Source organism: Streptomyces nodosus (assembly GCF_008704995.1).
In the GTDB taxonomy this organism is placed as follows: Bacteria; Actinomycetota; Actinomycetes; order Streptomycetales; family Streptomycetaceae; genus Streptomyces; species Streptomyces nodosus.
The window spans coordinates 3,457,296-3,469,342 of sequence record NZ_CP023747.1 but is presented as its reverse complement, the minus strand read 5'-3'; the positions used below and the strand labels follow the sequence as shown (position 1 = coordinate 3,469,342).

10 protein-coding genes are annotated in these 12,047 nt (G+C 73.7%); 4 read left to right on the top strand and 6 right to left on the bottom strand.

Annotated features, from left to right (window positions below; genetic code table 11):
• Positions 1 to 5: 5 nt before the first annotated feature.
• Positions 6 to 2,153 (bottom strand): HelD family protein, encoded by a 2,148-nt coding sequence (locus CP978_RS15590; protein ID WP_079162160.1) that lies wholly within the window; start codon positions 2,151 to 2,153, stop codon positions 6 to 8.
• A 358-nt stretch (positions 2,154 to 2,511) separates the two neighbouring features.
• On the opposite strand from CP978_RS15590, the gene CP978_RS15585 reads away from it, so the two are divergent.
• Complete coding sequence (locus tag CP978_RS15585; protein WP_043441354.1) at positions 2,512 to 2,700, top strand: hypothetical protein; 189 nt, start codon at positions 2,512 to 2,514, stop codon at positions 2,698 to 2,700.
• A 144-nt stretch (positions 2,701 to 2,844) separates the two neighbouring features.
• Here CP978_RS15585 and CP978_RS15580 read toward each other — a convergent pair whose 3' ends face one another.
• Both CP978_RS15580 and CP978_RS15575 read right to left on the bottom strand, forming a co-directional pair.
• Positions 2,845 to 4,488: a DNA repair helicase XPB gene (locus CP978_RS15580; RefSeq protein WP_043441351.1), complete on the bottom strand. Its 1,644-nt coding sequence runs from the start codon at positions 4,486 to 4,488 to the stop codon at positions 2,845 to 2,847.
• Between the two features lie 93 nt (positions 4,489 to 4,581).
• Complete coding sequence (locus tag CP978_RS15575; RefSeq protein WP_043441349.1) at positions 4,582 to 7,149, bottom strand: helicase C-terminal domain-containing protein; 2,568 nt, start codon at positions 7,147 to 7,149, stop codon at positions 4,582 to 4,584.
• A gap of 752 nt (positions 7,150 to 7,901) precedes the next feature.
• Between CP978_RS15575 and CP978_RS15570 the strand changes: the two genes are divergently transcribed.
• Together CP978_RS15570 and CP978_RS15565 are read left to right on the top strand one after the other, a co-directional pair.
• Positions 7,902 to 8,894, top strand: a complete 993-nt coding sequence (locus CP978_RS15570) for a membrane protein (protein WP_043441347.1) — start codon at positions 7,902 to 7,904, stop codon at positions 8,892 to 8,894.
• 69 nt (positions 8,895 to 8,963) lie between these two features.
• Positions 8,964 to 9,581 (top strand): HAD family hydrolase, encoded by a 618-nt coding sequence (locus CP978_RS15565; protein ID WP_043441344.1) that lies wholly within the window; start codon positions 8,964 to 8,966, stop codon positions 9,579 to 9,581.
• A gap of 18 nt (positions 9,582 to 9,599) precedes the next feature.
• Here the strand turns inward: CP978_RS15565 and CP978_RS15560 are convergent, their stop codons facing one another.
• Entirely contained in the window at positions 9,600 to 9,854 is a 255-nt protein-coding gene (locus CP978_RS15560; RefSeq protein ID WP_043441342.1) for a hypothetical protein, read from the bottom strand.
• Positions 9,855 to 10,034: 180 nt separating this feature from the next.
• Between CP978_RS15560 and CP978_RS36090 the strand changes: the two genes are divergently transcribed.
• A complete protein-coding gene (locus CP978_RS36090) occupies positions 10,035 to 10,418 on the top strand; it encodes a cold-shock protein (protein WP_043441338.1) in 384 nt (127 codons plus the stop codon).
• A gap of 6 nt (positions 10,419 to 10,424) precedes the next feature.
• Here the strand turns inward: CP978_RS36090 and CP978_RS15550 are convergent, their stop codons facing one another.
• Complete coding sequence (locus CP978_RS15550) at positions 10,425 to 11,309, bottom strand: 1,4-dihydroxy-6-naphtoate synthase (protein ID WP_174498639.1); 885 nt, start codon at positions 11,307 to 11,309, stop codon at positions 10,425 to 10,427.
• A complete protein-coding gene (locus CP978_RS15545) occupies positions 11,306 to 12,037 on the bottom strand; it encodes a futalosine hydrolase (RefSeq protein ID WP_079162528.1) in 732 nt (243 codons plus the stop codon). The genes CP978_RS15550 and CP978_RS15545 overlap by 4 nt, the downstream gene beginning before the upstream one ends.
• Positions 12,038 to 12,047 lie beyond the last annotated feature (10 nt).

Below are 12,047 nucleotides of genomic sequence, written 5' to 3'. Positions count from 1 at the left end.
CCGTGTCAGTCCAGCTGGGGCGGCAGCGGGGCCGCGTGGGTCACGATCAGGCCCGAGACCGCACGGGTCAGGGCCACATACAGGCGGCGCAGTCCGGTCCGTTCGTCCGGTTCGCCGTCGACGACCGCGCTGGGCTCGTCCAGGACGACGTAGTCGTACTCCAGACCCTTGGCGAGAGAGGCCGGGACCAGGGTCAGCCGGGTCTCCTGGGTCGTCTCCTCACCCGGGCCGAGATACCCGAGGCCCGCCGCGGTGAGCGCCTCCGCGAGCACCGGCACCCGGGCGTCGGCGGCGATCAGGCCGACGGAGCCCTCGTTGCGCAGCAGCTCCGCGCAGGCGGCGACCACCTCGGCGGCGTCGCCGACCGGGCGCACCGCGAAGAAGCCCGGGTTCTCCCGCACCGACGCCACCGGCGCCAGGCCCGGCGCGATGTGCGGCAGCAGCCGGGAGGCATAGCGGATCACATCCGTGGGGACGCGGAAGCCGGCCGTCAGTTCCTCCGTCAGCGCGTCCGGCTTGCCCAGATGGGCCAGTGCCTCCGCCCAGCTGCGCGTCGCCCAGGGCGTGGTGCCCTGCGCCAGATCGCCGAGCACGGTCGCGGAACCGGTCGTACAGCGCCGGCCGACCGCCCGGTACTGCATGGGGGAGAGGTCCTGCGCCTCGTCGAGCACCACATGCCCCAGCGAGTGGGTGCGCTGGACCAGATCGGTGGCCTCGTCGATCAGCACGGCGTCCGCGGCCGACCACTTGGCGGACTTCACCGAGCGGACCGGCTTCGCCCAGAGGATCTCCTTGCGCTCGTCCTCGTCGAGGATCCCGTCCGCGTGCGCGGCGAGGAAATCGGCGTCGGTGAGCAGCCGCAGGACCAGCTTGGCCGGGTCGACCGGCGGCCAGACCGCCTTGACCGCGGCCTTCACGGCGGCATTGCGGGCGACGGCGTCCTGCACCCGGTCGTCCGGCGCCTCCCCGGACCGCTCCATCTGGACGAGTACGGCATGCGCGATCCGCTGCGGCAGGGCGTCGCGGGCGGCGCCGTACCGGATGTCCCGGTCCAGCAACTCCCGGACGATCTCCTCCAGTTCATAGGCGGCCACCCGCCAGCGCCGGGAACCGCGCACCACCACGACCGTCTCGGTGGGCAGGGTCACATGGGAGCGGACGGCCCTGCGCAGCACCTCCGCCATCCGGGCGTCGCCCTTGACGACGGCGGCAGCGGCGGAGTCGGTGCCGCGCACCTCGACATGCGCCACCAGGTCGTCGACCGTGGCCTGCTTGACCTCCAGCTCGCCGAGCGCGGGCAGCACCTGCTCGATGTAGTGCAGAAAGGACGCGTTCGGCCCGATGACCAGGGTGCCGGTGCGGGCGAGCCGCTCACGGTGGGCGTAGAGCAGATAGGCGACCCGGTGCAGGCCGACGGCGGTCTTCCCGGTGCCGGGACCGCCCTGCACACAGACCGTGCCGGACAGATCGCTGCGGACGATCTCGTCCTGCTCGGGCTGGATGGTGGCCACGATGTCGCGCATCGGGCCGACGCGGGGGCGCTCGATCTCCTGCTGGAGCAGCTTGCTGGTGGTGGCGGCCTCGGCGGGGTCGGACAGATGCTCGTCCTCGTAGGCCGTGAGGTCCCCTCCGGTGTAGCCGAAGCGCCGGCGCAGCGCGATGTCCATCGGGTCCTTCTTGGAGGCCCGGTAGAACGGCTGGGAGACCGGCGCACGCCAGTCGATCACCATCGGGTCGCCGTCGGCATCGTGCACATGACGGCGGCCGATGTAGAAGCGGTGGTCCTCCTCCCCCTGAGCATCGGTCCCCCGCCCCACGCCCTGCGCCGGGTCGGCGCCCGGGGCGTGGAGATAGTCGAGGCGGCCGAAGAACAGCGGGGTGTGGCTGAGATCGGCGAGGGCCTTGATGCGCTCGTCGATCTGTCGGGCGAGGACCTCGGCGTTGACCCAGTTCGCGGTGACATCGCGGATGTCGAGGTTCTCCACGTCCTCGCGCATCGCGCGCAGTGCGGCCCGGGAGGACGTGAGATGGGCGCGCTCCCGGGACAGCGGATCACCGGCGGACGGGTCGGACGGGCCGGATGCGTCGGACCGTGCGCCGGGGTGGGACGGGACGGTGGGAACAGGAACGGACGAACGGGACGGCGTGGACACGGAAAGGTGCCTCCGGGGCGTGGCCAGGGGCCGGTCGGGGCGGATGCGTGCCTCGGCCGGCTGCGGCGGTGACGGGTGGCGGTTCTGCCGTCCGGTTTCCGTCCGGACGACGGCTCTCCGTGAAGGGAGGCGGGCAAGGGAGGGGATTCTAGGTGACGGCGAGGACGGCGGCCAAACGGTTTTTCCGGCACGAGGGACCCCGACCGCCTCCGTGTCTCGGGGTCGCGGCCCCGAGAACCCCTGGGGGACGGGCTCCATCCCGGGGATGACCGGGGCGGACCACAGGGGGACGGAAGAGCCGGGCGGATTACATCCTTGGTCCGACGCCGTTCGGGTTCACCGGTTCCACCATGGAGATATGAGCGCAGCAAGCTTCACACCCTCCCGCCAGGGGCCACCGGCCGGTGCGACCGCCGTCGACGGCCGGCATCGCCGCCATCTCCTGGGCGACGCCCTGCGCGCCGTCAAGGTCTTCGCGGGCGCCGCGCTGGACGTGGTCCTGCTCGGCGAGTACAGCGAGGAACGAATCGTCCACCGCCATCCCTGACGGCGCCCCCGCGCCCTCCGGGCCGCGGGCCACAGCCGGGCGGCACCGCCCGGAGGGAGATACCTCCGCCATCACCCTGACGTTCCGTGACGGTTTGCGTGTGCTCTGTGACGGCTTCTCCGCCTCGGCCCCGGGCGCGCCCGTTCAGGCCGAGTCGAGCAGGTCGTCCGCGTCCATGATCCGGTAGGCGTAGCCCTGTTCCGCCAGGAAGCGCTGGCGGTGGGCGGCGAAGTCCTGGTCGATGGTGTCGCGGGCGACGATCGAGTAGAAGTGGGCCTGGTGGCCGTCGGCCTTGGGGCGCAGGACCCGGCCCAGCCGTTGTGCCTCCTCCTGCCGTGAACCGAAGGTCCCCGACACCTGGATGGCGACGGTCGCCTCCGGCAGGTCGATGGAGAAGTTCGCGACCTTGGACACCACCAGCACATTGAGCTCGCCCTCGCGGAAGGCGTCGAAGAGCTTCTCGCGCTGGGCGTTGGAGGTCTCGCCCTTGATGACCGGGGCGCCCAGATGCTCGCCCAGCTCGTCCAGCTGGTCGATGTACTGCCCGATCACCAGGATCTGCTGCCCGGCGAAGCGACGCACCAGGGCCTCGGCCACGTTCCGCTTGGTGTCGGTGGTCGCGCAGAACCGGTACTTCTCCTCGGCCTCGGCGGTGGCGTAGGAGAGCCGCTCGGACTCGGTGAGGTCGACCCGCACCTCCACACAGTCGGCGGGCGCGATATAGCCCTGGGCCTCGATCTCCTTCCAGGGCGCGTCGAACCGCTTGGGCCCGATGAGGGAGAAGACGTCCGACTCGCGGCCGTCCTCCCGCACCAGGGTGGCGGTCAGCCCGAGCCGCCGCCGCGCCTGGAGGTCCGCGGTGAACTTGAAGACGGGTGCGGGCAGCAGATGCACCTCGTCGTAGACGATGAGGCCCCAGTCGCGGGAGTCGAACAGCTCCAGATGCGGGTAGACACCCTTCCGCTTGGTGGTCAGCACCTGGTAGGTGGCGATGGTGACCGGCCGGATCTCCTTGCGGGTGCCGGAGTACTCGCCGATCTCGTCCTCGGTGAGCGAGGTCCGCTTCACCAGCTCGTGCTTCCACTGCCGGGCGGAGACGGTGTTGGTGACCAGGATCAGGGTGGTGGCCTTGGCCTGGGCCATGGAACCGGCGCCGACCAGGGTCTTGCCGGCGCCGCAGGGCAGCACCACGACCCCGCTGCCGCCGTGCCAGAAGTTCTCCACGGCCTGCTTCTGATAGGGCCGCAGCGTCCAGCCGTCCTCGCGCAGCTCGATCGGGTGCGCCTCGCCGTCCACATATCCCGCGAGGTCCTCGGCGGGCCAGCCCAGCCTGAGCAGGGCCTGCTTGATCTGCCCGCGCTCGGAGGGGTGGACGATCACGGAGTCCTGGTCGATACGGGCCCCGACCAGCGGGGCGATCCGCTTGGAGCGCAGCACCTCCTCGAGCACGGGCCGGTCGGTGGTGGTCAGCACCAGACCGTGGGCGGGGTGCTTGGTGAGCGTCAGCCGCCCGTAGCGGTCCATCGTCTCGGCGATGTCGACCAGCAGCGCATGCGGCACCGGATACCGGCTGTACTGCATCAGCGCGTCCACGACCTGCTCGGCGTCGTGCCCCGCGGCCCGGGCGTTCCACAGCCCGAGCGGGGTCACCCGGTAGGTGTGGATGTGCTCCGGGGCCCGCTCCAGTTCGGCGAAGGGCGCGATGGTCCGGCGGCAGGCGTCGGCCTGTTCGTGGTCGACCTCAAGAAGCAGGGTCTTGTCGGACTGGACGATGAGCGGACCATTCACACGCGGCACCTTTCCGTGTGGTCAAACATCCAGTGTGCCCGATACGGCACCCGTACCGTGTTCCTCGTATCGCGTTGGAGGGGGACCGGTCCGTCAGGTCGCCTCGTCCGCGAGTTCGGCCACGCCCGTGATCCGGTGCAGCGGATAGGTGCGTACCTCGTCGGCCGTGTGGTCGTACGCCGTGACGAAACCGCCCTCCACCCGGATCGGGGCGATCACCCGCTGGCTGGCGGAGCCCTCGGCGTTGACATACCCGATCCACAGGGACTCCCCGGTGAGGACGGCGGCCTGCACGGTGGCCAGGGTCTCGGCGGCCGTGGTGCGGGGTGGATCCCCCTCGCCGGAGGAGGACCCGGTGGGCTTGCGCGGGGCGGTGGACGCCAGATCGCCGGCGCGGATGGCGCGCAGGGCCGCCGTCAGCAGCGCGGCGTCGGGCACCGGGGGCCCGTCCGGGACCGGCTCCGGCGGGGTGCGGGGCGGGCTGCGGTGGGCATGGGCGCGGGCGATCAGGATGTCGCCCTCCGCGGACTCCGCGGCCGGGGCGAGACCCATCGCGCGCAGCCCCTCGAGGAGCGCCGCCGGGTCGGTGCGGGCGGCCAGGACCGTGGGGGCCAGGCGGCGCAGACGCAGCGGCGCCGCCCGTTTGTCGGCGAGGATCTCGGTCAGCAGGGCCTCGTCGTCGCAGCGCAGATAGGCCGAGGCCGCGCCGACGCGCAGCTGCCCGTGCCTGCGGGCCACATCGTCGATCAGATACGCCAGCGGCTGCGGGACCGGGGTGCGCGAGTGGGCGGCCAGGAAGGCGTGCAGATCGGACGCCGTACGGCCCGCGTCCAGGGCCCGGCGCACGGAGGCGGGGGTGAAGCGGTAGACCGTCGCGCCGCCCTTCGACTCGACGTCCGCGAGCACATCGAGCGTGTCGGCCAGCGGCCGCATCAGCGGGCCCGGGGCCACCGCCGTCAGGTCCGCCTGGAGCAGGACATGGTCCAGGGGCTCGGGCAGCAGCGGCGCCAGCAGCCGGGCGGCGTGGACGGCGGCGGCCGCCCGCCCTTCCGTGGTGAGGGGTTCGGGAGGGGCCGGGCGGTGGTGCTGCCGGTGCACGGGCAGCTTGTCGCCCGGGCCGGCCGGACCGACGGCGGGCAGATGCTCCGGGTGCTCGCCGAGCAGGGCACGGCCGTGCGCGGACAGGGCGCCCCGGCCGGTGACGCCCAGCAGCTCCGCCTCGGACAGCGTCCACCGGGCGAGGCGGGCGCGCAGATCGTCGGCGGCCGGGCGGTCACCGCGCAGCGGGCGCTCCCAGCGGAGCCGGGCCAGGATCGCGTCGAGACCGGCGGACGCGCCCTCCGGGAGCCCGGCGAGCAGGGTCAGCACCCGGTGGCGGACCTCCGGCGCGGGGGAGCGGTCCAGGCCGGGGCCGAGCGCGGAGAGCGTACGGTCCTTGGCGTCCCGGCCGCCGACCAGACCGGCGGTGCGGGTCGCGGTCAGCCAGGCCGTGGCCAGCCGGCTCCAGCGTTCGGCGGCGGGCAGCTCCAGCCACTCGTCGTACGCCGGGGTGGCCGCATACCGCTCGTCGGGCTCGCCGTCCGAGGCCAGCAGGCCCGCCGCGTAGGCGAGTTCGACCCAGAAGGCGGCCACCGGCTCGGAGGCGTCGAGCGCCACGGCGGTCCGCTTCAGATCGCGCACGCTCAGCCCGCCCGCGCGCAGCACCGCCGGGCCGCCCTCGTCCCAGTCCTTGAGCAGCTCCGCGACGGTCGCCAGCGCGGTGTACGCCTGACCGGCCGCCGTCGCGTCCACCGTCGCCGGAGCATGCGTGGCCGCGGCCTCCACCACGGGCGGCAGCGGCTCGGTGTGCCGGTGCGCCCGGCCGGACCGCAGATGCAGGGCCACCTCGCGGGGCAGTGTGACGGTGCCCGGGGCAGTGGGCAGCAGCAGACCGCGGTCCAGGAGCCAGCGCAGATGGGGCGCCGGATCCGCGGTGACCTGGCCGTACGGCGGACCCCACACCAGGCGGGACAGCACCTCGAGGGACTCCGCGGGGGCGGTCGTGAGGAGGGCGGACATCCGGGCGCGGCCGGTGAACAGCGCCGTCAGCGCGCCCACGGCGGACACCGCGTCAGGGGTGGTCGGCAGCCCGGCGGTGGCCAGGATCTCCTGGACGCGGCCGGGGGACATCCCGGAGGTCGCCTCGGCGACGGTGGGGCCAAGGCCGGTGGGGGAGGGGTGCTGCGGGGAGGGGGCGAGCAGCTCCCGGGCCGTGCGGACGAGACGGAGCCGGTCGTCGCCGCCCCAGACCAGGGCCTGCTCGCGCAGCGTGGCCAGGGCGTGGGGCAGGGCCTCGGCGGTCACCGGGTCCGCCTCCGGGCCGCCGTCGCCGGCCATCAGCCCGAGCAGTTCGTCGTACGACGCGGGGTCCCCGGCCACGGCCAGGGCCTCCGCGGCCCCCAGCGCGAACCGGTCCAGCCGTTCCAGCGCGCGGACGACGCTCGCACGGGTGGCGGCGCGGCCGGCGAGCTGGGTGAGGTCGGTGGGGAGGGGGACGACGAGGTCCGGGCGCGCGCGGAGCAGGGCGGACAGGGAGGCGTCGTCCCGGGTGCGCAGAGATTCGGCCAGCGAACGCGGCGCCGTGGCCGGGGCTTCCTGGTGCGAACGCTCCTCGGGGCTCATCCGGCCAACGGTAGCCGCTGCACATGACAGGGAACCCCTCCGCCGTCCACGGAACAGACCGATCGGCCCCTTCGAAGCCGCACGACCGCCCCGCCCGCACCGCGAGGGCCGACGCGGCCGGCCCCGCATCCCCGACGGCGAACGAAACGGCCGAACTGCACGGGCGGGGCCCCGGGTTGGAGAGAGCCGCCGAGGGCTGCGGGCCGTGCGGGAGGGCCCGGTCGGCTGTGGGGGAGGGACCCGTCGGCCGTCGGGTGGGCGGGGCCCGTGGGCGCGGGGGCCTACGGGTTCGGATGCGGGCGGAGTCGGTACATCGTGCCGCTGGAGTCCCGGCTGCGGGGGCTCGGACGGGTGCCTCCGGGGGCTGTGCGGGCGGACCCCGTCGGCCGTCGGGTGGGGGGAGTCCGTCGGTGGCGCGGGGGTCTGTGGGTTCGGATGCGGGCGGAACCGGCACATCGCGCCCCTGGAGCCCCTGGCGGCGCAGGCCCCGACGAGTGCCTTCGGGGGCTGTGGGGGCGGGTCCCGTCGGCCGTGGGGCGGGTGGGCGGAGTCCGTCGGTGGCGCGGGGACTCGTGAGTCCGGCGGTGGGCGGAACCGGCGCGTTGCGGGGTGGGGCGGGGAGGTCGTCCGTGGGCCGTGGGGCGGCCCGGGGAGTGCGGGAGGGAATGGCGGGAACCGCGTGGCAGGAGCCCCCGAGGGCCGGGTGGGCGGGATACGGTACCCGGGAGAATGGCGCACCCCGGAGGGGCTTCGTGGGGATCGAGAGCGACCAACTGGTCTTCGACTTCCTGAGTCGGGTCGGAGACCTGGCCCAGCAGCGTCAGCTGCCGTCCGCCGCGCGGATGCGGCTGGTGTCCGGGCTGCGGGACGAGATCGACCGGAACCGGGCGAAGTCCCCGGTCGACAACCCGGCCACGGTCCGCCGCATCCTCGGCCGCCTCGGCACCCCGGACGAGATCGTCGCCACCGCGTCCGCGGACGCCCCCGGCGGCGCCGTCGAGAGCCCTCCCGCCGCCGTCCCCGTCCAGCGCGCCAAGGACTCCGAGGACCGCACCTCGGGCCTGCGGCGCCTGGTGCCCCGCCCCCGCCCGGCCGAACCGGCCCCCGCCGACAGCTTCCCGGACGCCCCGACCCCGCCCCATCTGGCCACCGCGGAGGAGCTCGGCCGGAGCGCCGTCCGGCCCGACTGGTGGCGTGTCGAGGGCGGAACGGGCGGCGGGTTCGACCTCGACCACGGCGTCCCGGGCTTCGTCGGCGGAGTGGAGATCCCCGAACTGCTGAAACCGCCGCCCGGCAAGGACACGGCGAAACCGGAGGCGGGACCGGAGGCGGAGAAGGAACCGGCCGAGGCGGAGGCCGCCGACGAGGCCCCCGCCCCGCGCCGCCGGCTGCCCCGGCTGGGCCTGAGCGGACGGCAGAACCCCCTGCTGCTCCTGGCCGCCGTCCTGCTGGTCGCCGGGGCCGTCCTCGGCAACTGGATCGCCCTCGGCCTCGGCTGGCTCATCGCCTGGCTGTCCCGCCGGCTGACGCCCGCCGAGTCCAAGTGGGCGGTCATGGGCCTGCCCGGTCTGGTCGCCGCCGCCGGTCTCGTCTGGCTCTGGGGCCGCACCGACGGCCGCTGGGGCACCCCCATCACCGCGGGGCACATGGACGACGCGGTCGCCGGGACCTGGCCGTGGGTGGTCAGGGGAGCCGCCGTCGCCTCCGCCCTCTACCTGGTCTGGCGCTCACAGCGGTCCAGGTGACGGCGGCCCCGTGCGACCCCGGGGCGCCCGTGCCCCTGCCCCGGTCGCCCCGATGGGACAATCGCCCATATGACCACTCGTGCCCTCACCGTCGGCTTCGACCTCGATATGACGCTGATCGACTCCCGGCCCGGCATCCGCGCCTGCTACCAGGCGCTCTCCGCACGGACGGGGACACACATCGACGCCGACCTGGCCGTCACCCGGCTCGGGCCGCCGCTGGCGGAGGAACTGGTCAACTGGTTCCCCGAGGAACGGATCGACGCCGCGGCCGAGCTCTACCGCGCGATGTACCCCGGCGTCGCGATCGCCGCGACTCCCGCGCTGCCCGGCGCCCGCCGCGCGATCGAGGCGGTACGGGCGGCCGGCGGGCGGGCGATCGTGGTCACCGCGAAGTACGAGCCCAACGCCAAGCTGCATCTGGAGCACCTCGGCATCGAGCCCGACGCGGTGATCGGCGATCTGTGGGCGGAACAGAAGGCACAGGCGCTGGTCGAGCACGGCGCGGCCGTCTATGTCGGGGACCACGTCGGGGACGTCCGGGGCGCCCGCACCGCCGACGCGTACTCGGTGGGCGTCGCCACCGGCCCCTGCGCGGCCGACGAACTGCGGGCCGCGGGGGCGGATGTGGTCCTCGCGGACCTCACCGAGTTCCCCGCCTGGCTGACGACGTACGTACCCCGATAGAGGCCCGCGGGGAGCCCGCTACGACCGGACGCCCTCGCGTGCCCGCCTGCGGCCCTCCGCGATCGACCGGAGCAGACCCGCCCCGGCCATCAGGAAACCCACCCCCATGAGCATGCTCAGCCCGAACATATAGGTGGGGAAAGGCTTGGTGCCGAGCAGCAGGGGGACCAGAGTGACCGCAGTGGCCACCGCTCCGAGGAAGAACACGAGGGCGCCGGCACGGATCAGCCCGTCGCCGGCCGCGGCGGAATTCGCTTGGGTTTTGTCACGCACCGGACCAGGGTAGTTCCCAGCGGAAGGAACAGGCCGGCGGCGTCTTGTCACCGGCCCCCGGACCATTAGCCTTGGTACCGGCGGGTCCACACGGCCCGCCGCAGCCTTATCCAGAGCGTTTTTCGAAACACTTCGCAGACGCAGACGCAGTTTCCGACGAGTACGAGGACGAGGACAGACGTGCCCACCGGCAAAGTCAAGTGGTTCAACAGCGAGAAGGGCTTCGGCTTTCTCTCCCGTGACGACGGCGGCGACGTCTTCGTCCATTCCTCGGTTCTTCCCGCCGGCGTCGATTCCCTGAAGCCGGGACAGCGCGTGGAGTTCGGGGTCGTCGCCGGTCAGCGCGGCGACCAGGCGTTGTCGGTCACGCTTTTGGATCCGACCCCGTCGGTCGCCGCCGCCCAGCGCAAGAAGCCGGACGAACTCGCCTCCATCGTCCAGGATCTGACGACCCTGCTGGAGAACATCACCCCGACGCTGGAGAACGGCCGCTACCCCGACAAGACGTCCGGCAAGAAGATCGCGGGCCTGTTGCGCGCGGTCGCCGACCAGCTGGACGTCTGACCCGGGTCAGGGAAAGACGAGCGCATCCGGGCCGAGGGGCGGTACCAGCCCCTCGGCCGCCGCGCGGGTGAGCAGCCCCCGGATCGCGGCATAGCCGTCCACGCCCAGCTCGGCCGTGAACTCGTTGACATAGAGACCGATGTGCTGGTCCGCCACGGCCGGGTCCATCTCCTGCGCGTGCTCCATGACATAGGGGCGTGAGGCCTCGGGGTCGTCCCAGGCCGCACGGACCGAGGCACGGGCCGACTCGGCGAGCAGCTCCAGGGTGTCCGCGCCCAGCGAGCGCTTGGCGATGATCGCGCCCAGCGGGATCGGCAGGCCGGTGGTGTCCTCCCAGTACTCGCCCAGGTCGGCGAGCTTGTGCAGCCCGTAGTCGCGGTAGGTGAACCGTGCCTCGTGGATGACGAGACCCGCGTCGACCTTTCCGTCCCGCACGGCGGGCATGATCTCGTGGAACGGCAGCACCACGATCTCGCCGACCCCGCCGGGCACGGAGTCCGCGGCCCACAGCCGGAAGAGCAGATAGGCCGTGGACCGCTCGCTCGGCACGGCCACGGTCCGTCCGGTCAGCGCGGCAGGCTCCAGCGGGGAGGCGCCGTCCCCGTCCCCCGGCTCCCGGGTGAGCACCAGGGGGCCGCAACCACGGCCCAGCGCACCGCCGCACGGCAGCAGGGCGTACTCGTCGAGGACGTACGGCAGCACCGCGTAGGACACCTTCAGCACATCGAACTCGCCGCGCTCGGCCAGCCCGTTGGTGATGTCGATGTCGGCGAAGGTGACGTCCAGGGCGGGCGCGGAGGGGATGCGGCCGTGGGCCCAGGCGTCGAAGACGAAGGTGTCGTTCGGGCAGGGGGAGTACGCGATCCGGAGGGGCTCGGGTGTGGTGGTCATGCTGGGTTCCAACTCTCCAGGACGGGTGCGAGCTTCCCGAAGCCCTCGGTGAGGGCAGTGAGGGCGTCGCCGATGCGCCAGGCGGCACGGTCACGCGGGCCGACGGGATTGGAGACCGCCCTGACCTCCACGACGGGGGTGCGGTGCGCGGCGGCGGCCTCGGCGACGCCGAAGCCCTCCATCGCCTCCGCCAGGGCGCGCGGATGCCGGGCACGCAGCTCGGCGGCGCGGGCGGCGCTCCCGGTCACGGTGGACACGGTGAGCACGCCTCCGGTGAACGCGTCGGCGGCGGTGGCGAGATCTCTTACGAGTGGTTCCGGCGGGCGGTGCCGGACGGTGCCGAAGCCGAGCTCGGTGACGGGCAGAAAGCCGTCCGGGGTCTCGGCGCCGAGGTCGGCGGCCACGATCTCGTCGGCGACGATCAGCGAGCCGACCGGTGCGTCCGGGGCGAAGCCGCCCGCGATGCCGGCACAGACGACCAGGCCGTAGGGGGTGCCGCCGAGGGCGGCGGCGGTGAGCGCCGCGGCGGCGGAGGCTGCGGCGAGGGCCGGGCCCACGCCCGCGGCGAGCAGGTCGAGGGCGCCGACGCGGTGCAGGGTGGCACCGGGGAGCGGGATCTCGACGGCCGGGGAGCAGAACGCCCCGGCCACCGCGTCCCGCTCGGCCGGGACCGCGGTGGCCACCAGGACGCGACTGCGGGATCCCGGCTCCGTCCGAGCGGGGGAGATCTCCGTCGAG

What these genes read in the sequence shown, in the direction of transcription:
- CP978_RS15585 (WP_043441354.1), top strand. Translation starts at nt 2,512, where the DNA reads ATGAGCGCAGCAAGCTTCACACCCTCCCGCCAGGGGCCACCGGCCGGT.
- CP978_RS15575 (WP_043441349.1), bottom strand. Translation starts at nt 7,149, where the DNA reads ATGAGCCCCGAGGAGCGTTCGCACCAGGAAGCCCCGGCCACGGCGCCG.
- CP978_RS15550 (WP_174498639.1), bottom strand. Translation starts at nt 11,309, where the DNA reads ATGACCACCACACCCGAGCCCCTCCGGATCGCGTACTCCCCCTGCCCG.
- CP978_RS15565 (WP_043441344.1), top strand. Translation starts at nt 8,964, where the DNA reads ATGACCACTCGTGCCCTCACCGTCGGCTTCGACCTCGATATGACGCTG.